The sequence below is a fragment of the Albimonas sp. genome, from assembly GCF_055129145.1.
Genome location: NZ_JBSRTQ010000011.1, coordinates 22,028 through 42,368, shown reverse-complemented (window position 1 = coordinate 42,368; position 20,341 = coordinate 22,028). Strand labels below are relative to the sequence as shown.

The window sequence follows — 20,341 nt, the reverse complement described above, 5'->3', positions numbered from 1 at the left end:
GCCCACCCATGCCCCTCACGGCCTATCGCGCCCTCGGGCGATCCGGCCTCGTGGTCAGCCCGCTCTGCCTCGGCGCGATGACCTTCGGCCCCGGCGACTGGGGCGTCGACGCCGCCGGCGCGCGGGCGATCTTCGACGCCTATCGCGAGGCGGGCGGCAATTTCGTCGACACCGCCGACATCTATTCGGGGGGCGCCAGCGAGGCGCTGGTCGGCGCTTTCATCAAGGACACCAGGTCGCGGGACGAGATCGTGCTCGCCACCAAATTCGGCTTCAACGGCTCACGCAGTCCGCTGGCGGCCCAGGCCGGGCGCGCGGGAAACCCCCATGCGGGAGGGGCGGGGGCGAAAAACATCCACCGCGCGCTCGACGCCTCGCTGAAGCGGCTGGGGACCGACCATATCGACCTATACTGGATGCACATCTGGGACGGCGTCACCCCGGTCGAGGAGATCGTGCAGACCCTGGGCGACCTGGTGCGCGCCGGCAAGATCCGCCATTACGCCTTCTCCGACATGCCGGCCTGGCTGGCGATGAAGGCCGCGACCATCGCATCCGAGCGTCGGGCGCCCGGGCCCATCGCGATGCAGGTGGAATATTCGCTCGTCGCCCGCGACGTGGAGGCCGAGCACATCCCCGCTTCGCGCGAGGCCGGGATGGGCGTGATGCCGTGGAGCCCGCTCGCCGGCGGGTTCCTGACCGGCAAATACCGGCGCGAGGATACCTCGGGCAGCGGCCGGCTCAGCGGCGCCAACCCTTTCGGCGACAGCAAGTTCACCGACCGGAACTGGGCGATCCTGGAGGTCCTGCGGCAGGTGGCGGCGGAGCGGGATCGCCCGCCCGCGCAGATCGCGCTCGCCTGGGCGATGGCGCGCCCCGGCGTCGCCTCCACCCTGATCGGCGCGCGCACGACGTCCCAGCTGACCGGCAGCATCGCCGCCGCCGGGATCCGCCTGACCGAAGATCAGACGGCCCGGCTCGACCAGGTCAGCGCGCCGGAGGCAGGGTTTTCGGCGAGCCTCGCGGCGCCGATGATCCGGCGCATGATCTATGGCGGCCACGACGTGCGGGGCTGGAACGAATAGAGGCAGGGACCCGCGCGCAAGGTTGACAGGCGCCGCCGCGCAGGGCCCATTTCCCGCGTCGCCTGACGCAGGCGCCGGCCTTGCGAAGGATGCGACCCATGGCGGTTCTCAACGATTTTCCGATCCGCAACCGCGGCGACCTCGCGCGCTTCGAGACGGAGATGACCCTCGCCCAGCGGTTGCCGGAGCGGAGCGTGCTCGACATCTTCGTCGCCGGCGCGCGCGACCATCCCGAGCGGACCGCGATCACCCTGCTGATGACCGGCGCCGAGGACGAGCAGCCGCGCCGCATCACCTATGCCGGCCTCCTCGGCCGGATCCGCCAGGCCGCCAACCTCTTCGTCGACCTCGCCGGCCCGCGCCCCGGCGTCGCCTACATGCTGCCGAGCCTGATCGAGACCCATGTCGCCCTTTGGGGCGCCGAGACGGCGGGCTTCGCCGTGCCGATCAACTTCCTGCTCCAGGTCGAGCCTATCGTCGAGCTGATTCGCAGCTCGGGCGCGAAGATCCTGGTGGCGCTGGGCCCGCATCCGGTGCTCGACATCTGGGAGAAGGCCGAGCATCTGCGCGCGATGATCCCCGGCCTGATCGTGCTGCGCGTCGGCGCGCCCGGCCAGCCCGCGCCCGAAGGGGTGCTCGACTTCCACGACGCCCTCGCCGCCCAGCCCGAGGACCGGCTGAGCTTCGGCGCGCCGGGCCAGGGCGACGACGTGGCCGCCTATTTCCACACCGGCGGCACCACCGGCACGCCGAAGCTGGTGGCGCACAGCCATGCGGGGCAGCTCGCCTCCGCGCTCGGCGGGGCGGCGCTCGCGGACATGAAGGGGACCGACACGCTGACCGCCACGCTGCCGCTGTTCCATGTCGGCGGCACGATCTTCTGCGCGCTCAGCCCGTTCATGGCGGGCGCGGGGCTCCTGATCATGTCGCCCGGAGGCTTGCGCACGCCCGCCATGGTGCAAGGTTTTTGGCGGCTGGTGGCCCAGCATGGCGCGACGCTGGTCGGCGCGGTCCCCACCTCCATCGGGGCGGTGCTGGAGGTTCCGCTGGACGGCGCCGACATCTCCCGCGTCCGCGCCGGGTTCTGCGGCGCGGCCCTGCTGCCTCCGGCGGTGGGCGCGAAGTTCCGCAAGGTGACCGGGCGCGATCTTTACGAGGTCTATGGCATGACCGAGACCTCGGGCCTGATCGCGCTCGACGCGGTGGCGGGGGAGCCTGGCATCGGCTCGGTCGGCTGGCCGCTGCCCTATACCGAGGTGACGGTCCGCCGGCTGGAGGCGGACGGGAGGCTCGGCGCGCCCTGCGACCCGGGCGAGATCGGGGTGATCGCGGTGCGCGGCCCCAACGTCTCCCCGGGCTATCACAACCCGGCCTATGGCAAGGGCGTGCTGGAGGGCGGCGTGCTCAACAGCGGCGATCTCGGCTATGTCGACCCCGACGGGCGCATCCGCATCGCCGGGCGATCGAAGGACCTGATCATCCGCTCGGGCCACAACATCGATCCGGTGATGATCGAGAACGCCATGGCGGAGCATCCGGACGTGACCCTCGCCGCCGCGGTCGGCATGCCCGACGCCTATGCGGGCGAGCTGCCGGTCTGCTTCGTGACCCTGCGCGAGGGCGCGACGGTGACCGAGGTGGAGCTGCGCGACCATGCCCAGCGCACCATCGGCGAGCGGCCGGCCTGGCCCAAGGTCTTCCATGTGGTGGACGAGATCCCGGTGACCTCCGTGGGGAAGATCTACAAGCCCCGCCTGCGCTGCGAGGCGGCGGCGTGGATGATCGGCGGTCTCCTGCGCGACACGCTTTCGCTGCCTGACGCGAAGGTCAGCGCGGCGGAAGGCGGCCCCCGCGGCCTGCGCATCGAGGTGACGCTGCCGGCCTCGGCCCGCGGCGCCGCCCCCGCGGTCGAACAGGCGCTGTCGGCCTATCTGTTCGAGGCGGTGGTCGCCGTGGCCTGAGCCCGGCGGGGGGCCCGCGCTCAACCCAAAAGCGCATAATATTTTGCCGAGACCCCGTGGGCGAGCTACTTCATGAGGAACCAAGCCTAAATCGGCCAGTCAGAACAGGTGGTTCCAAATGAAATACGCGCTTCTCGCGACGCTGCTGATGGGCGGAAGCCTCGCGCTTTCCGCCTGCGCGCAGGAGACGGGCTATTCGCGGCCCACGGCGCAGCGTCCCATCGTCCCCGCAGCCTCCGCTCCCGCCCCCGGCGGCGGCATGCCGGCGGTTTCGCGCCAGGCCAACGGCGCGACCGCCGTGCGCTACACCAACGGCTGCACGGTGACCTACAGCAACGACGGGCGACGCTCCGGCTCGCAGGGTTGCCGTCCCGAGCAGGTGGAGCGCGCCGACCGGGCCGTGCAGGAGGAGACCTCGGATCGCGGGGGCGGCGGGCTGAACTTCCAGAAGCTCCGGACCGGCGCCGGGCAGGCCACCTTCAACGACGGCTGCACGGTCACTTACGGCAAGGACGGCCGGCGCAGCGGGTCGCAGGGCTGCACCGCCAAGCAGGTCGCCCGCGCCGACAAGGCCGCCCAGCAGCAGTGGTGACATGACGGCGCCGCGCCTCATGGGGCGCGGCGCCGACCTTTAACGTCGTCACACGGCTCTGTCGCCCTACACGGCGGTGAAGGCGCGGACGAAATCGGTGGCGGGCCTGGCGCGGATCTCGGCCGGCTTGCCCACCTGCTCGATCCGTCCCATCGACATCACCACCACCAGATCGGCGAGCTCCATCGCCTCCTCCTGATCATGGGTCACGAAGACCGTGGTCAGGCCGGTGGCGTCATGGATCTCGCGCAGGCCCTGGCGCAGCTCCTTGCGGACCTTCGCGTCGAGGGCGCCGAAGGGCTCGTCGAGCAGCAGCATCCGCGGCTCGATGGCCAGCGCCCGGGCCAGCGCCACCCGCTGCCGCTGCCCGCCCGAGAGCTGACTGGTGTAGCGCGCCCCGATGCCGGGCAGCTGGATCAGGTCCAGAAGCCGGTTCACCCGCCGCCCGATCTCGGCCTCGTTGGGCCGCTCCCGCCGCGGCCGGGCGCGCAGGCCGTAGGCGATGTTCTCGAACACCGTCATGTGCCGGAAGAGCGCGTAGTGCTGGAAGACGAAACCCGCGCGGCGTTCCTGCACGCTGAGCCCGGTCGCATCCTCCCCGTCGAACAGCACCCGCCCCGAGGTCGGAAATTCCAGTCCGCCGAGGATGCGCAGCAGCGTGGTCTTGCCCGAGCCCGACGGCCCCAGCAGCGCGATCAGCGCGCCGGAGGGTATGGCGAGCGACACCGGATGCAGCGCCCGCGACGTGCCGAATTCCTTGGCCAGTTCGTCGATGTCGATATGCATGGGATCGCTCCGGTCAATGACGGCGCGTCGCGGCCAGCAGGTCCGCGTGACGCCATTCGAGAAGGGATTTGAGGGCGAGGGTGACGAGCGCCAGCGCGGCCAGAACCGCTGCGAGCGAGAAGGCCGCGACCGAGAGATATTCGTTGTAGAGCATCTCGATCATGATCGGCATCGTGGTGGTCTCCCCCCGGATCTTGCCGGAGATGACGGCGACCGCGCCGAATTCCCCCATGGCGCGCGCGTTGCACAGAAGCACGCCGTAGAGCAGCGCCCAGCGGATGTTGGGCAGGGTCACGGTGAAGAAGGCCCGCCAGCCGGTGGCGCCGAGGGTCAGCGCCGCCTCCTCCTCGGCCTGGCCCTGTTCGATCATCACCGGGATCAGCTCGCGCGCCACGAACGGGAAGGTCACGAACAGGGTGGCGAGCACGATGCCGGGGAAGGCGAAGACGATCTTCATGTCGTTGGCGATCAGCCAGGCCCCGAAGGTCGAATTGGCTCCGAAGAGCAGGACCAGCGCCAGCCCGGCCACCACTGGCGACACCGAGAACGGCAGGTCGATCAGCGTCACCAGGAACGCCTTGCCGCGGAAGTCGAACTTGGTGATCGCCCAGGCGGCGGCGACGCCGAAGATCGCGTTGAGCGGCACCGCGATGGCGGCGACGGTCAAGGTCAGCCGGATGGCGGAGCGGGCGTCGGGGGCGGCGAGGCTCGCGGCCGCCGCCCCCGCTCCCTGCCGCAGCGCCTCGGCGAAGACCACGATCAGCGGCGCGAAGAGCAGCGCCGAGATCAGGATCAGCACCGTTCCGATCAGCAGGCGACGCACGCGGCGCGGCTCGCTGGTCACCGGCTCGTGACCGGCCCATGCGACGTCAGACATGCACGGCGCTCCCGCGATAGGCGTCGAGGCTGCGGGATCGGCGGCGCCCGTCCCCGCGATCCTGCCGCGGACCGCGGCCGCCGCGGTTCGTCCGGGTCGCGAACACCAGAAGTCCGCTCGGTCCGGCCAGCAGCCAGGTGAGAAGCGCCCAGCCAGGTCCGGCCCCTGCGATCCAGACGGCGCCGGCCAGCATCAGGCCGCCCAGCCCCAGCAGGGCGGCCAGCGCCATGCCCGCGCCCCCGGGCGCGTCGCGGAGATCCGCGCCCGGGGGAGCGCAGCGGACATCGTGGCCCGGGGGCGCGTCGCAGCGGCGCCGGAACGTATGCTTCGAGTGTTCAAACAAGGCCGATCCTCCGTCTGCTCCAGATCTGAATGATGTTGATGGCCAGCAGCATCGCGAACGAAATCAGCAGCATGGCGATCCCGATCGCCGCGGCGGCGTCGTAATTGTATTCCTCGAGCCGGATCACGATCAGCAGCGGCGCGATCTCGGTCAGGTTCGGGATGTTGCCGGCGATGAAGATCACCGAGCCGTATTCCCCCACCGACCGCGCGAGCGCGAGCGCGAAGCCGGTCAGCAGCGCCGGGGTCAGCGTCGGCAGGATCACCCGGCGCAGCGTGCGGGCCCGGTTCGCGCCGAGCGTGGCGGAGACCTCCTCGACTTCACGGTCGAGCTCCTCGATCACCGGCTGCACGGTGCGCACCACGAAGGGCAGGCCGATGAAGATCAGCGCCATCCAGATGCCGACCTCCGTGTAGGCGACCTTGATGCCCAGCGGGGCCAGCGCCTGGCCGAAGATCCCGTTGGGCGCGTAGAGCGCGGTCAGCGCGATGCCGGCCACCGCGGTCGGCAGCGCGAAGGGCAGGTCGACGGCCGCGTCGACCAGCCGGCGCCCCCAGAAGCGGTAGCGCACCAGCACCCAGGCGAGCAGCAGCCCGAACACCAGGTTGAACAGCGAGGCGACCAGCGCGGCGCGGAACGACAGGCTCAGCGCCGACCAGATGCGGCGGGAATTGACCATGTCCCACAGCTCGGCCGGCCCGATGGCGAGCCCGCGGCTCAGGAGCGCCCCGATGGGAAGCAGGACCACCATGGACAGCGCCGCCATCATGATCCCGAAGCTCAGCCCAAACCCCGGAAGGGGAGAGGGCGAGCGCAGAAGACCCGCCCTCATCGCTCACTCCTCGTAGATCTGGTCGAAGACGCCGCCTTCGGCGAAATATTCCGGCTGCGCCGCCGCCCAGCCGCCGAAATCCGCGATGTTGGCGAGCGTCACTTCGGGGAAGCGCGCCACATCCTCGGGGGCCGCGGCGGAGGTGTCCCAGGCGCGGTAGTAGTGGCGCAGCGCCAGCGCCTGCGCCTCGGGGCTGTAGAGATGCTCGAGATAGGCCTCAGCCGCCTCGCGCTGCGCGTCGGACCTGATGTTGGCGTCGACCAGCGTCACCGGCGGCTCGGCCAGGATCGAGACCGAGGGGACCACGATGTCGAAGGCGCCCTCGCCCAGTTCGTCGAGCGCGAGGAAGGCCTCGTTCTCCCAGGCCAGCAGCACGTCGCCGAGGCCGCGCTGGGTGAAGGTGGTGGTCGAGCCGCGCGCCCCGGTGTCGAGCACCGGCACGTTGCGATAGATCGCGCCGACGAATTCCCGCGGATCGAGGCCGTTCTTCTGCGCATAGGCCCAGGCGGCGAGGAAGTTCCACCGCGCCCCGCCGGAGGTCTTGGGATTGGGGGTGATGACCGCGATGCCGTCCCTGGTCAGGTCGTCCCAGTCCTTGATGCCCTTGGGATTGCCCTCGCGCACCAGGAACACGATGGTCGAGGTGTAGGGCGACGAGTTGTGCGGCAGCCGCGCCTGCCAGTCGGCGGGAATGCGGCCCGACCGCTCGGCGATGGCGTCGATGTCGGCCGAGAGCGCGAGCGTGACCACCGTCGCCTCGAGCCCGTCGATCACCGCCCGCGCCTGGGCGCCGGCCCCGCCATGGGACTGCTGGATGGTGACGGCCGCATGGCCCTGCGCGGTCCACCAGGCGTTGAAGAGCTCGTTATACGCCCGGTAGAACTCGCGCGTCGGGTCGTAGGACACGTTGAGGATCTCGACCTGCGCCTGCGCCGTCCCGGGCCCGCCGCCGAAGGCGAGCAGGATCGTCGCCGCGAGAACCGCGCCGCGGCCCCGGCGGGCGAGCAGGGCGGGGGCTTTTTCCAGATGAGGAAGGGTGCGCAACATGCTGATCTCCTTTGATAAACCTGTCGGGCGCTTCAGCGCCTGGCCGCTGAGGCGCCCGACACCTGAATATCGACAGAGTTAATCGAGATTAGCAAAGGAAGAATCACGCTCTTTTGGGTCGTGTTTTTAGCGGATCATTCTCCCGCAGCGGCCTCAGGCAGGGCGAAACGTTCCAGCGAGGACGCGTCCTCCTGCAGATCGGCCAGCGTCAGCGACTCGATCATCAGGATGTAAGCCGCGTAGAATCCGCCGAAAACCGCGCGCACCCGGCAGGTTTTCTCGTCCGTGCAGTCCTCGCAGCGCTGATAGGCGCGGCGCGAAAGGCAGGGCAGCGGCGCCAGCGGCCCGTCGATCAGGCGCAGCACTTCGGCGAGCGAGATCCGCTTCGGCTCCTTGATCAGCTCGTAGCCGCCCTTGCGCCCGCGTCGGCTGCCGATCAGGCCGGCCCGCTTCAGATCGAGCAGGATATGCTCCAGGAACCGCTTCGGCGCGCCCGAGCGCTCGGCGATGTCCTCGATCCTGAGCGCCTCGGCTCGGCCCGCCTTTTCGTCGGCGAGGGTCATCAGCGCCTTGATCGCGTATTTGGTCTTGTGGGTGATCATCGGTGGCGAAGGATCCCGGAAAGCGCGACTGACCGGGTCGACTTTATCAGGATCGGCGGGGAAAGCGAGACTCGCGCCGTAAACACGATAAACCTGATCGACTTTTATGGGAAATCTGTCATGCTGACCTCATCGAACGTCACATTCCAGGGAGCGGCGCGATGACCTTCGACCGGATCGACTTGAAAATTCTCGATATCCTGCAAAGGGATGCGACGGTTCCCGTGGCCAGGATCGCCGAACAGGCGGGCCTGTCGCAGACGCCCTGCTGGAAGCGCATCCAGAAGCATGAGGCGGCCGGCGTGATCCGCGGGCGCGTCGCGCTGCTCGAGCCCGACGCCTTCGGCCTCGCCCTCACCGCCTTCGTCACGGTCGAGGCGGAGGCGCATACCGCCGAATGGCGCGCAGGCTTCCTCGTCGCCGTCGAGACGCTGGAGCCGGTGCGCGACGTCTATCGCCTCGCGGGGGCGCACGCGTTCCTGCTGCGGGTCGTGGCCCCCGACATGGCCGCCTTCGACCGTCTGTGCGAGACGCTTTCCGCCGCCTGCCGCATCCGCTCGCTCACTTCGTTCTTCGCGGTGGAGCGGGTGAAGGTCGACACCGCCCTGCCGCTGACCGCCCTGATGGGCCAGGACCGCCGCGACCCGGTCAGATCAGGACCGAGCGGATGATGAAGGCGATGGTCCCGATCACCGCGATGCCGGCGAGATACATCCCCGCGAACCACAGCCAGCGGCGCATCAGTGATAACCGTCGCCATGGCCGATCTTGCCGCGGAACACCCAGTAGGAATAGGCGGTGTAGATCAGGATCATCGGGATCAGCACCGCCGCGCCGACCAGCAGGAACCACAGCGAGGCGTCGGGGGCCGCGGCCTCGTCGATGGTCAGGCTCGGCGGCACCAGGTTGGGGTAGAAGCTGACGCCAAGGCCCGCATAGGACAGCACGAAGATCGCCACGGTGGCCAGAAACGGCGCGCGGTCGCCGCCGTCGCGCAGGCCGACCCAGAACCGCCACACCGCGACCGCCATCAGCAGCGGCACGATCACGCTCCACGCGCCCGAAGGCCAGCCGAACCAGCGGTCGAGATATTCCGGCCGCAGGAATGGCGTGAGCAGGCTCACCCCCCCGATCAGCCCGACCAGCGCCACGCCGAGCGGCAGGGCGAACCGGCGGGCGCGGTCATGGGTCTCGCCCTCGGTCTTGAGCATCAGCCAGGTCGCGCCCAGCGTGGCGTAGCCCACCAGCAGCGCCGCCGCGGTCAGGACCGAAAACGGCGTAAGCCAGTCCCAGGCGCCGCCGCCATAGGCCCGCCCGTCCACTTCGATGCCCTGCACCAGCGCGCCCAGCGCCATGCCCTGCGCGATGGTCGCGACCAGCGAGCCGCCCCAGAAGCCGATCTCCCAGAACCCCTGCATGCGCTTTGTGCGATGTACGAATTCGAAGGCCACGCCGCGGAAGATCAGGCCCAGCAGCATGGCGATGATCAACGGATAAAGCGCCGGCATCACGATGGCGTAGGCCAGCGGGAACACCGCGAAAAGCCCGCCGCCGCCCAGCACCAGCCAGGTCTCGTTGCCGTCCCAGACCGGGGCGATGGTGTTCATCGCCAGATGCCGCTCGTCCCGGTCCTTGAGGAACGGGAACAGGATGCCGATGCCGAGGTCGAAGCCGTCGAGCAGCACATAGGCCAGCACCGCGAAGGCGATCAGCCCGGCCCAGATGAAGGAGAGATCGAATTCCATGGCCTATTCCCCCACATTCGCGTGCGGCTGGGACGGGTTGCCGGCGACGGGCGTGACGCCCGCCGTCCGGGTCGGGCCGATGTCGTCGATGTCGATCCGGTCCCGCGGGCGTTTGCTCATCAGGCGCATCACGTAGAACGTGCCGGCGCCGAACACGAAGAAATAGACGACGATGAAGGCGATCAGCGAGGCGCCGACCGCCTCGGCCTGCAGGGGGGCCGCGCTTTGCGAGGTGCGCAGCAGGCCGTAGACGGTGAAGGGCTGGCGGCCGACCTCGGTGGTGATCCAGCCGCAGAGCACGGCCAGGAACCCCGAGGGGCCCATGAGGACCGCCGCGCGGTGCAGCCAGGGCGTGTCGTAAAGCCGGCCCTTGCGCCGCGCCCAGCCCGACCAGAGGCCGAGCCCCAGCATGGCGAAGCCGATGGCGACCATGATGCGGAAGGTCCAGAAGATCAGCGCCGATTTGGGCCGCTCATCCTCGGGGAAGGCGTCGAGGCCCTGGATCGGGGCGTCGAGCCCGTGGGTCAGGATCAGCGAGCCGAGCAGCGGGATCTCCACCTTGTGGCGGGTGACGCCGGCCTCGTCGTCGGGGATGCCGAACAGGATCAGCGGCGCGCGGCCCTCGGGAAAGCTCTCGAAATGGCCCTCCATCGCGGCGATCTTGGCGGGCTGATGCTCCAGCGTGTTCACGCCATGCATGTCGCCCGCGACGATCTGGATCGGCGTCACGATCAGCGCCATCCACATCGCCATCGAGAACATGATCGCCGCCCCCCGGCTTTCGCGGCTGCGCAGCAGGTGCCAGGCCCCGACGCCGCCGACCACGAAGGCGGTGGTCAGATAGGCCGCGAGCACCATGTGCACGAGCCGATAGGGGAAGGACGGGTTGAAGATGATCGCCCACCAGTCCTCGGGCACGAACTGGCCGACCTCGTTGATCGAATAGCCCTGCGGCGTCTGCATCCAGCTGTTCACGCTGAGGATCCAGAACGCGGAGAAGAGGGTGCCGATGGCGACGATGGCGGTGGCGGCCATGTGCAGCTTCTCGCCCACCCGCTCCCGTCCGAACAGCATGATGCCGAGGAAACCCGCCTCCAGGAAAAACGCCGACAGCACCTCGTAGCCCATCAGCGGCCCCAGGATCGGCCCGGTCTTGTCGGAGAACACCGACCAGTTGGTGCCGAACTGGTAGGACATCACGATGCCCGACACGACGCCCATGCCGAACACCACCGCGAAGATGGTCTTCCAGTAGTCGAAGAGCCGCAGATAGGCCTCGTCCCGGGTCCAGAGCCACAGGCCGTTCAGCACCGCCAGGAAGCTCGCCAGCCCGATGGAGAAGGCCGGGAAGATGATATGGGCGGAGATGGTGAAGGCGAACTGGAAGCGGGCCAGATCGATGGCGGAGAAGTCGCTGAGCATGGGGCTTGGCCTCGTATCGGGAGGGATGCCGCCGTACCCGCCGGGCGCGCCGGAGGGAATCGGTGTGGTCGCGCGCGCCGCGCTTCGCTCAGGCGCGTGATGCCGCGCGGGGCGCCTGCGCGGCCGGAACGTCGTTGCGCAGGTTTAGCCCGTGACGCCCGGGGCGTCGCGCGCAGGTTTGTCGCGCGGCGAAAGCGTCGTGGCGCGCAGGTCGGGGCGGGCCTCGGTCCGGCCCTGCGGAAACAGCGTCTTCGCCGCGTCGTCCCGGATCGAGGTCGGGAGGATCGCCGCATCCCCCGGCGTCCCGTCGGCGGGCGCGGCCACGCGATGGGCGCCGGCGGTGCGCAGGGCATCGATCACCCGCAGGATCTCGTCGACGTCGCGCCCGACATTCGTCGGATAGGCCAGGGTCAGGCGTATGGTCTTGTCCGGGTCGATGATGAACGCGGAGCGCTGCGCCCCCGTCGCGCGCTCATGCGCGTGGATCATGCCGCAGAGACGCGCGACCCGGCCCTCGGGGTCGGCGATGAGGGGAATGCCCAAGGTGCTATGCTGGGTGGCGTTGACGTCGTCGGTCCAGCTCGGATGCGACGCGACCTCGTCGGTCGAGAGGCCGAGGGGCTTTAGGCGGCGCCGGGCGAATGCGCCGGCCAGTTGAGCGGTGCGGCCGATCTCGGTGGTGCGGACCGGGGCGATGTCGCCGATATGGAGGCTCATCGAGGTATCCTTTCGCAGGTTCCGCCGCCTCGCCCTCGGGGAGCGGGACGCCGGACCCATGGGTCTCTTATCGCTCGAAATATATATTTTGAATATATCTTTGGTGTCGCACCCGGCGGCGTCGGGCCCGGCGGCGGGGCCTCGATGTCGTCCGGCTTGAACCCGACCAGCTGGCGCAACTGCGCCCTGCGCATCCTGCAGCGGGCGGCCTTGCGCGCGCCCGCGCTGCCGCGACGCGGGCGTTCATGGCGGTGCTCGACGGGCTCACGTTCGCCGACATCGCGTCGAACCGGGCGCAGCTGCTGGACCGGATCGCGCCGCCCGCCGATGACGGGAGGTGGCCCCTCCCGTCATCCGGCCCCGACCCCAGCCCCGACCCCGGTCACCGCGAATAGATCAGCGCGGTGTAGGAGCCGATGCCGATGCTTCCCGAGAAGGGCCGCCCGTCCTGCCCGGTCTCTTCGGCCTCGAGGTCATGGGACTCGAACCCCGCGAAATCCGCGCTGTAGCCCTGCCAGTCGGTGTTGAGCCGAAGCCGCCAGGTCCCGCCGGCGGGCAGGCCGACCCGCATGTCACGGGCGGGCTCCTGGCCGAAGTTCATCGCCACCAGAACGCCGTCGTCGCCCTCGTTGTCGCGGCGCAGGAACACCACCAGCTTGCGCGCGTCGTCGATCAGCAGCACCTCGACCTCGCGCCCCGAAAGCCCCCCGGTTCCGCCCTTGCGGTCGAGGCGGAGCGCGATCAGGTCGCGGTAAAGCCGGGTGATGCCGCGGAAGGTCTCGTCCAGATCCCAGTCGAGCGGCACGGCGTCGTCGAACCACGCGCCCTGCAGGAACTCCTGCCCCTGGAACATCATCGGGATGCCGGGGCTGGTGAAGATCAGCGCGGCCCCGAGGGTGGAGCGTTTCTGCGCCGCCCACCCGGCGTCGCCGTCGCCGTCGATCTCATGGGGCACGCGGGCTTTGCCGTTGGCCACCTCGTCATGGCTTTCGGTGTAGATCACCCGTTCGAACGGGTCGCCATTGTAGGTGTGGGTCAGGGCTGCGACCACCGCCTCCATCGAGCGGTCGGCGTCGTGCTCGGCGATCAGCACCTCCCGGATCGGGTGCACGAAGGCCGCGTCCCACTGCCCGCCGAAGCCCGCGCCGCCCTCATGGGTCGGGCCGGTGACGGCGTCCTTCTGGCGCAGATCCTCGGCGATGGTGATGCGGCCGGGGAACCGCTCGGCCACCTCCTCGTTGATCCACTGCATCAGGCTCCAGCCTTCGGGGAGCGCGTCGTCCTCGCTCGCCTCGTCGCCCGAGATGGTGCGGATATAGAGCGTCATGTCGAAGCGCAGCCCGTCGACGCGGTAATCCTCAAGCCAGTAGAGCGCGTTGTCGCGGATGAAGTGGCGCACTTCGCCGCGCCCGTAATCGGGCCGCGTATCCCCCCAGGGCGTGTCGGAGCGGTGGTCGTTGTAGAAATAGATCCCGCCCTTGTCGTTCTCCGACCAGCCGTCGAATTGCCAGAGGTCGAGGTCCGAGGGCCCGAAATGGTTGTAGACCACGTCGAGGATCACCGCGAAGCCGCTGGCATGGGCGGCGCGCACGAAATCCTTGAAGGCGTTGGGGCCGCCGTAGCTGCTTGTGATCGCGAAGATATGGGCGGGGTTGTAGCCCCAGCTGAGGTCGCCGGCGAATTCCTGGATCGGCATGATCTGGATGGCGTTGACGCCGAGCTTGCGCAGATGCCCGAACTTGGCGGTCGCCTCGGCGAAGCCGCCGGGCGTCTCGTCGTCGTCGCGGTGGAAGGTGCCGATATGCATCTCGTAGATCACCAGACGGTTCCAGTCCGGCGTCTCGAATCCGTCGTCGCCCCAGTCGTAATCGGTGTCGAAGACCACGCCGTTGCCGACGGAATTGGTCACCTCGCGGGCGTAGGGGTCGATCCGGGCGACCGCCTCTTCGCCCGCGACGATGCGGTAGCGGTATTCGTGGCCGGCGGCGGCATGGGGCAGGTGGGCGGCCCAGTAGCCCTCGCCCTCGTTGGTCATCGGGTCGGCGTCGTCGGTCCAGTCGTTGAACTCGCCGATGACGAAGACCGCATCGGCGTGGGGCGCCCAGACGCGGAAGCTCACGCCCGTCGCGCCCAGGGTCGCCCCCATGCCGACGGCGACCGGGGCTGCCAGGGTGTCGTGCATTTCGGGCTCTCCTGCGGACCGCTTCGAAGCGAAGCGGGCCCTGGGCGCATCATTCTCGTCTCCGGGATCGGAAGCAATGGCCTCTTTTGATGCGCGCCCTCAGGCGATGAAGCGCGCGGCCACGTTCTCCGCCCAGGCCGCGATGGATTGGGTGGGGGGCGCCGCGACCGGGGCGGGCAGGGCGGCGGCGTCGGCCACGAACAGCCCCGGCTGGCCATGCACCTCGCCGGCCGCGCCGACCACGCCCCCCGCCTCCGGACGGCCGAGGCAGGCGCCGCCCATCGGATGCACGCTCGATGGCCGCCGCCCCATCCGCATCCGCCCGCCGCTGCGCCGGGCCAGCTCCTGCATCGTGTCGTAGACCCGCGCGTAGATCGGGCTGTTCCCGGGGTTGAAGTCGATGTTCAGCCGCCGCCCCTCCAGCCGCACCACCCCGTCGGCCGCGTCCACCCCCATCGCCGAGGCGACCGAGCCGCGTTTCAGCCGATCGCGCCACCGCGCCGGGATCGGCCAGTGGTCGAGGCTGGGCAGGTTGTTCAGCCCGACCGAGACCCGCGGCTCCTGCGCGTCGCGCAGCACGATCCCGCCTTTGCTGGGCAGGCCCCGGGTCAGATCCGTGCCGGGTTCGTTCAGGTCCCAGAAGCCGCGCATGTCGCCGTTGCCGCTGAACCGTTGGCCGAGGCCGGGGATCGCGGGCAGCGCCTCGGCCTGCACGCTCGCCAGCAGCAGGCGCAGGGTGTTCATCGCGCCGGCGGCCACGATCACGTTTTCGGCGCTGCAGCGGCGGCGCAGGCCGGTGCGCAGGTCCGTCGTCTCGATCTCGTAACGCGCGCGGGGCTCGCCGGTGGCGCGGATCACGGTCGCCTCTGCCATGTCGCGCACTTCCAGCCCCGCCTTCAGCGCCCTGGCCAGATAGCGGATGTCGAGCGTCGACTTCGCGCCCGAGGGCGAGCCGAGAAAGCCGTTGTCGTTGGAGAAATAATCCGCCTCCCAGCGCTCGACCCCGTTCTCGTCGCGGATCTTCTTCGGGGCGGCGGGATCCTCGGGCAGCAGGAAGCCCGCGCGCACCTCGACCTTGGCCGCCGCCGGCTCGAAATTCGGGTCGTTGTGGTAGCGCTCGCGCGACGAGCCGGGCGGCCGGTTGTGGGGGCCGGGCACGACGGAGCCGATGCGCTTGAGAAAGGCGGCGTTGTGGGGGGCCATGCTCTCCTCGGAGATCCCGTCCACATGCCCGTCCCAGTAGTCGGGCGCGGCGGGGCGGCGATGCACGGCGGAATAGACATGGCTGCCGCCGCCGACGCCCGACGCGCAGATCACCTCCATCCCCGGCGACCAGAAGAATTCCAGCATGCCGTGGGTGTTGAGCGTCAGCCGCCCGCGCGGCACCCGCCCCCCGTTCAGCGTGCGGACCGAGCGTTTCAGCATTCCGAACCCGCGGGGCAGGGGCGCGCGGGTCCGGATGCCCATCGAGCGGGTGGGCACCGTGTCCCACCAGGGGCCGCGCTCCAGCAGCAGGGTGCGCACGCCGGCCTCCGCCAGCCGCGCCGCGGTGACCGAGCCGCCGAAGCCGCTGCCGATCACCACCGCCTCGTAGATGGTGCGGGTCACGGCTGCGCCCTCCGCCGGGATCCCTGGGTCCGTTGGTCCATGCTTGTCCTCCCCTTCGTCTTCGCCTTTGCGGCTTGGGTCGTCTCCCGGGTCGCCCTCCCGCGCTCAGAGCTGCGCGCGCGGTCGCGTCGGCGCGCCGGTCCGTCCCGGCGCGGCGGCGATGAGGCGGACCTCCCGTCCCGCCTCCGCCTTCCGTTTGTCGAGCGTCGTGGTCCCGACCCGATGCGCGCCCGTCTCGGCCGGGCGGCGCGGGCGGACGGGAATGGTCGGGCGGGGATGGCAGGCGTCGGGCGGCGGCGCCGCCGCCATGATCCCGACGGCGACCACAACCTGCGCGGTCGGCCGCCAGTCGGCGAGAAAGGCGCCCGACGCCCCGCTCGTTCGGTCTTGAAGCCGGGCGGTCATGCGACCGTCCCGGCCGGCTGGATCGGGGCCATGTCAGCGCCTCGCCTGGCAACCTGCTCTAGCGTTAACTGGCCTCACCTTGCGCGCGGTTCGTTTCAATCGCAAGCCGGGGTTGAGGCGAAATATTCGTGCGGGACTTGATCCGCGGGCGGCGCGGGCGTCTGATCGGGGACCGCCCCCGGGCGCCGCGGGCGGATACGAGAAACGGGAGGAAAGACCCATGATCATCGCGCTCGTCCAGATCCCGCGCAGTCCCAAGCCTGCGCGCGACGCCGCCATCCAGGGCGCGCTCGCGTCCAGCAAGATCTACCGGGAGGTGAAGGGCCTGCAGTCCAAGCACTACCTCAACGGCGAGGCGGGGGGCGGCGGCGTCTACATGTTCGACAGCCGCGAGAACGCCGAGGCCTGGTTCGACGACCAATGGCCGGCCTGGATGGAGTCCCGCTTCGGCGTGCGCCCGACCCTGACGCTCTACGATTGCCACGTGGTGGTCGACAACGTGGCGGGCGAGGTGCGGGTGGATGGCGCGCCGGCCGAGATCCCCGCCTGAGCCTGACCAGGCGCACCCGCGGCGACAGGCGGCGCCGACAGGCGCCGCCGGACCGTCGTCAATGGGTCGCGAGGCCTGCCGGATCCGACCGGCCAGGCCGCGCCCCATGATCGCGAGGAGATCGACGGATGACGGTTCTGAGTTGGGACGAATGGTCCGCGAAAGATGGTCTGGACCTGGCGCAACTCGTCCGCTCCGGTGAGGCGAGCGCCGAGGAGCTGGCCGCCCAGGCCGCCGAGGGCGCGTTGGGCGTCAATCCCGAGATTTCGGGCGTGATCGAGATCTTCGGCGACGCGGTCGCCGACGCCGCCGCCAACGGGACCGACCCGGCCGGCCCCTTCGCCGGCATCCCCTTCGCCATCAAGGATCTCGGCCCCACGCTGGCGGGGCGCCTGCAGGAGCAGGGGTCGTTCTTCATGAAAGGGAACCGGCCGGAGGCGGACAGCTTCCTCGCGTCCAAGATGAGACGGGCGGGCCTGAACTTCATCGCGCGCACCACCACGCCGGAATTCGGCTGCTGCAGTTCGGCCGAGAACCCTGACCTTTACGTCACCCGCAACCCCTGGAACGTGGACTACACCAGCTGCGGGTCGTCGGCGGGGTCCGCGGTCTCCGTCGCCGCGGGTGTGCTGCCGATGGCGCATGGCACCGACGGCGGCGGCTCGATCCGCATCCCGGCCGGGACCTGCGGGCTGGTGGGGCTGAAATCCTCGCGCGGCACCTTCTCGATCGCGCCGGCGGCCTCCGACTTCACTTCGGTCGTCTCGACCCAGGGCTGCCTGACCCGCACGGTGCGCGACACCGCCGCCTTCGTCGACGCCTGCCGCGGCGCGGCGCCGGGCGAGTTCATGCCCTACTGGAAACCCGACACCCCGTTCCTGACCCAGATCGAGGCGGACCCCAAGCCGCTGCGCATCGCCGTCTCCCACGAATGGGGGCCCTACAAGGCCACGCCCCATATCGCGGCCGAGCTCGAGCGGGTGGCGAAGGTCTTCGAGGCGCTCGGCCATCACGTCGAATGGGTCGCGCCGAAAGTCGATCTCGCCGCCGCCTACGCCGCGCAGACCACCTGCTACATCACCAATTTCGCCCAGACGGTGAACAACCTGATCCGGTCCCGCGGTCTCGAGAAACCCCCCGTCGACCTGATCGAGCCGATGAACATCCGGATCTGGGAGGCGGGGAAGGACGCGACCTATACCCAACGCTCGGACATGCAGATGGCGTTCAACGCCACCTCGCGCGCCTTCGCCGCGTTCTTCGAGGACTGGGACATCATCCTGACCCCGATCACCGCGCGCGAGACGCCGAAGGTCGGCACGCTCGAATACCTGACCCGCACCGACAACCCCTCTCCGCAGGACTGGTTCGAGAACCTGTGGGGCTTCTTCGCCTACACGCCGCTGAACAATCTTTGCGGCACGCCGGGGATTTCCGTGCCGATGGCGCGGCATGACTGCGGGCTGCCGCTGGGCATGCACCTGCAGTCGGCGATGGGCCGCGACGGGCTGCTGCTGCAGCTCGCGGCCCAGGTGGAACGCGCGGGGGGCTTCGACTGGAACGGCGGCGCGCGCCCTGACGTGCACGTAACCAGGCTCGGCTGACGCGACGGGTCCGGGGGGCGGGCGCCCCCCGGGGGCTCAGTTCATCAGGATCGAGGCTTCGGTCATGATCGCGAACACCACCGCCGCGGTCACGGCGATGGAGACCGCGCCGGCCGCCAGCCCTGCCAGCAGCACCGCGCCGTCCTGCTCGATCAGGCCGAAGGCGCAGATCAGCATGGCGATGGCCGGCCCCCAGGCGCTGAGCGGGATCGGCAGGAACAAAGCGACCGAAACCAGGAACATCAGCGCGCCCAGCAGCCGCTCGCGGTCCGGGCGGAACAGGCCGGGCAGGCGGGGCCTGAGCACCCGCTCCAGCACCCGGGTGATCGGGCGCAGCCGGTGCACGCCGCGGCGGAAGGCGGGGCGGCTGACCTCGAAGGCCATCAGCCGGCGCGGCAGCGTCACCTGGCGCCGTCCCCAGGCCATCTGCAGCGTCAGATACATCAGCGGAATCGCTGTGATCAGCGTCAGACCCGGCGGCAGCGGCAGCATGTTGACGATGGCGAAGAGCAGGATGGTCCAGCCGAAGGACAGCTCGCCCAGTTCCTCCAGCAGCTCGCCCACCGAAATCTTCGGCGCATCCCGTCGCGCGTTCGCCGCACGCATCAACGACAGGGTCAGAGACTTGCCGCCCGCAGCTCGCGTCGCCCGCACCTGTCCGACCTCTTTACGTTCGCGGCAAGGCGCCAGCCCTGCCAGGTCGCGACAGATGGGGCTCTTTCCGGCATGAGCGAATGCGACCAGACGTCTCCGGCCGTCCCGCGCGCCGCGCGCGGCGCGGTTGCGTTCCCTAGCAGGTGACCGGCGGGTTTGTCGAACGTCGTGGCGGGCCTGTCGCGATGACGCGACGACGGGGGCGGCGGGCAGGCGCCGCTCAGGCTCGGGGCCCGCCTCCGCCGCCGCCGCCGCGGCGCTCGCGGGCGACGACCCCGCTTGAGCTTTCTCCGAAAGCGGGGAAACCTGCGGTCGTCATGATCGCTGCGACGCCACGTCCGCCCCCCGGACGTGCGGACGCCCCAAAGACGATCCGAGGAAACGCCATGCCTGACGCCTACAAGATGCTCGCCGTCGAACGATCCGGTCGGGTCGCCACGGTCACCATCTCCGCCCCGCCGCTGAACGTGATCACGCTGGCCTTGCTGGCCGAACTGGAAACCCTGTCGCATGAGCTGAAGGCCGATCCCGACCTGCTCGTCGTCGTGATGAAAAGCGCCGACCCGGACTTCTTCCTCGCCCATTTCGACGTCTCGGCGATCCTCGACCGCCCAACCGAGGGGCCGGCGCGGCGTGACGTTCAGGTCAAGCCCTTCCATGCGCTGTGCGAGCGGTTCCGAACCCTCGACAAGGTGGTGATCGCCCAGATCGAGGGCCGGGTCGGCGGCGGCGGCGCGGAGCTTGCCGCGGCCTTCGACATGCGCTTCGGCGTGCGCGGCAAGACCAGGATCAACCAGATGGAGGTCCCCCTCGGCATCCTCCCCGGCGGCGGCGGCACCCAGCGGCTGCCGCATCTGGTGGGCCTGGGCCGGGCGATGGAGATGATCCTCGGCGGCGACGACCTCGACGCCGAGACCGCCGAGCGCTGGGGCTTTCTCAACCGCATCTACGAGGCCGACCGGATCGGCCCGGAAGTCGAGCGTCTCGCCCGGCGCATCGCCTCGTTCCCGGCGACCGCGGTGCGCCTGGCGAAGGAGAGCGTCCACGCCTCCGCCCTCCCGCTGCGCGAGGGCCTTTACGAAGAGGCCCATCTTTTCAACCAGCTGCTGCGCACCGAGGGGGCCCGCACCAACATGCGCCGTTTTCTGGAGATCGGCGGCCAGACCCGCGAGGGCGAGCTGCGCATGGGCGAACTGGCCGGGCAGCTGGGCGAAGGCTGAGCGCGCGGATCCAATGCCAGCGGCATCGGCATCGGCGCCAACCGCAAGCCGCCAGGCCGCGCGCGGCGAGGCGTCCTGCGCAGGGCGCCGCCTCCGGCGACGGCGTGAT

At 70.0% G+C, this 20,341-nt stretch carries 20 protein-coding genes; 7 read left to right on the top strand and 13 right to left on the bottom strand.

Annotated elements, in window-relative coordinates; genetic code table 11:
* The first annotated feature begins 8 nt into the window (after nt 1-8).
* From ACTB72_RS03655 to ACTB72_RS03645, 3 genes are all read left to right on the top strand, one after another.
* A complete protein-coding gene (locus ACTB72_RS03655; protein WP_463035627.1) occupies nt 9-1,085 on the top strand; it encodes an aldo/keto reductase in 1,077 nt (358 codons plus the stop codon).
* A 98-nt stretch (nt 1,086-1,183) separates the two neighbouring features.
* Nucleotides 1,184-3,046 carry an AMP-binding protein gene (locus tag ACTB72_RS03650; protein ID WP_463035626.1) on the top strand — a complete coding sequence of 621 codons (1,863 nt, stop codon included), beginning with the start codon at nt 1,184-1,186 and terminating at the stop codon, nt 3,044-3,046.
* Between the two features lie 118 nt (nt 3,047-3,164).
* A complete protein-coding gene (locus ACTB72_RS03645; RefSeq protein WP_463035625.1) occupies nt 3,165-3,638 on the top strand; it encodes a hypothetical protein in 474 nt (157 codons plus the stop codon).
* Between the two features lie 66 nt (nt 3,639-3,704).
* Here ACTB72_RS03645 and ACTB72_RS03640 read toward each other — a convergent pair whose 3' ends face one another.
* The 6 genes from ACTB72_RS03640 to ACTB72_RS03615 all read right to left on the bottom strand — a co-directional run bounded on the left by ACTB72_RS03640 (nt 3,705) and on the right by ACTB72_RS03615 (nt 8,125).
* Nucleotides 3,705-4,424, bottom strand: coding sequence for a sulfate/molybdate ABC transporter ATP-binding protein (locus ACTB72_RS03640; protein ID WP_463035624.1), 720 nt, complete (start codon nt 4,422-4,424; stop codon nt 3,705-3,707).
* A gap of 13 nt (nt 4,425-4,437) precedes the next feature.
* Entirely contained in the window at nt 4,438-5,301 is an 864-nt protein-coding gene (cysW, locus tag ACTB72_RS03635; RefSeq protein ID WP_463035623.1) for a sulfate ABC transporter permease subunit CysW, read from the bottom strand.
* Nucleotides 5,294-5,530 (bottom strand): hypothetical protein, encoded by a 237-nt coding sequence (locus ACTB72_RS03630; RefSeq protein ID WP_463035622.1) that lies wholly within the window; start codon nt 5,528-5,530, stop codon nt 5,294-5,296. Before ACTB72_RS03630 ends, cysW begins: the two co-directional genes overlap by 8 nt.
* A gap of 106 nt (nt 5,531-5,636) precedes the next feature.
* Nucleotides 5,637-6,476: a sulfate ABC transporter permease subunit CysT gene (gene cysT / locus ACTB72_RS03625; protein ID WP_463035621.1), complete on the bottom strand. Its 840-nt coding sequence runs from the start codon at nt 6,474-6,476 to the stop codon at nt 5,637-5,639.
* A 3-nt stretch (nt 6,477-6,479) separates the two neighbouring features.
* A complete protein-coding gene (locus ACTB72_RS03620; protein WP_463035620.1) occupies nt 6,480-7,523 on the bottom strand; it encodes a sulfate ABC transporter substrate-binding protein in 1,044 nt (347 codons plus the stop codon).
* Nucleotides 7,524-7,657: 134 nt separating this feature from the next.
* A complete protein-coding gene (locus ACTB72_RS03615; protein ID WP_463035619.1) occupies nt 7,658-8,125 on the bottom strand; it encodes an RrF2 family transcriptional regulator in 468 nt (155 codons plus the stop codon).
* A 161-nt stretch (nt 8,126-8,286) separates the two neighbouring features.
* On the opposite strand from ACTB72_RS03615, the gene ACTB72_RS03610 reads away from it, so the two are divergent.
* Complete coding sequence (locus ACTB72_RS03610) at nt 8,287-8,796, top strand: Lrp/AsnC family transcriptional regulator (protein ID WP_463035618.1); 510 nt, start codon at nt 8,287-8,289, stop codon at nt 8,794-8,796.
* Here ACTB72_RS03610 and ACTB72_RS03605 read toward each other — a convergent pair.
* From ACTB72_RS03605 to ACTB72_RS03580, 6 genes are all read right to left on the bottom strand, one after another.
* Complete coding sequence (locus ACTB72_RS03605; RefSeq protein ID WP_463035617.1) at nt 8,774-8,866, bottom strand: DUF2474 domain-containing protein; 93 nt, start codon at nt 8,864-8,866, stop codon at nt 8,774-8,776. The two genes, ACTB72_RS03610 and ACTB72_RS03605, sit on opposite strands and share 23 nt — an antisense overlap.
* Entirely contained in the window at nt 8,866-9,870 is a 1,005-nt protein-coding gene (gene cydB, locus ACTB72_RS03600; protein WP_463035616.1) for a cytochrome d ubiquinol oxidase subunit II, read from the bottom strand. The genes ACTB72_RS03605 and cydB overlap by 1 nt, the downstream gene beginning before the upstream one ends.
* A 3-nt stretch (nt 9,871-9,873) precedes the next feature.
* A complete protein-coding gene (locus ACTB72_RS03595; RefSeq protein WP_463035615.1) occupies nt 9,874-11,292 on the bottom strand; it encodes a cytochrome ubiquinol oxidase subunit I in 1,419 nt (472 codons plus the stop codon).
* 144 nt (nt 11,293-11,436) lie between these two features.
* On the bottom strand, nt 11,437-12,009 hold the full coding sequence (locus ACTB72_RS03590) for a redoxin domain-containing protein (RefSeq protein ID WP_463035614.1): 573 nt from the start codon (nt 12,007-12,009) through the stop codon (nt 11,437-11,439).
* Nucleotides 12,010-12,391: 382 nt separating this feature from the next.
* Nucleotides 12,392-14,191: an alpha-amylase family glycosyl hydrolase gene (locus ACTB72_RS03585; RefSeq protein ID WP_463035613.1), complete on the bottom strand. Its 1,800-nt coding sequence runs from the start codon at nt 14,189-14,191 to the stop codon at nt 12,392-12,394.
* Between the two features lie 99 nt (nt 14,192-14,290).
* On the bottom strand, nt 14,291-15,799 hold the full coding sequence (locus ACTB72_RS03580) for a GMC oxidoreductase (RefSeq protein WP_463035612.1): 1,509 nt from the start codon (nt 15,797-15,799) through the stop codon (nt 14,291-14,293).
* 625 nt (nt 15,800-16,424) lie between these two features.
* On the opposite strand from ACTB72_RS03580, the gene ACTB72_RS03575 reads away from it, so the two are divergent.
* On the top strand, nt 16,425-16,754 hold the full coding sequence (locus ACTB72_RS03575; RefSeq protein WP_463035611.1) for a hypothetical protein: 330 nt from the start codon (nt 16,425-16,427) through the stop codon (nt 16,752-16,754).
* Between the two features lie 128 nt (nt 16,755-16,882).
* A complete protein-coding gene (locus ACTB72_RS03570; RefSeq protein ID WP_463035610.1) occupies nt 16,883-18,358 on the top strand; it encodes an amidase in 1,476 nt (491 codons plus the stop codon).
* 36 nt (nt 18,359-18,394) lie between these two features.
* On the opposite strand, the gene ACTB72_RS03565 is transcribed toward ACTB72_RS03570, so the two are convergent.
* Entirely contained in the window at nt 18,395-19,012 is a 618-nt protein-coding gene (locus ACTB72_RS03565) for an exopolysaccharide biosynthesis protein (RefSeq protein ID WP_463035609.1), read from the bottom strand.
* A 386-nt stretch (nt 19,013-19,398) separates the two neighbouring features.
* Between ACTB72_RS03565 and ACTB72_RS03560 the strand changes: the two genes are divergently transcribed.
* The gene (locus ACTB72_RS03560; protein ID WP_463035608.1) at nt 19,399-20,232 is read left to right on the top strand and encodes an enoyl-CoA hydratase/isomerase family protein; all 834 of its coding nucleotides are present in this window, start codon (nt 19,399-19,401) and stop codon (nt 20,230-20,232) included.
* Nucleotides 20,233-20,341 lie beyond the last annotated feature (109 nt).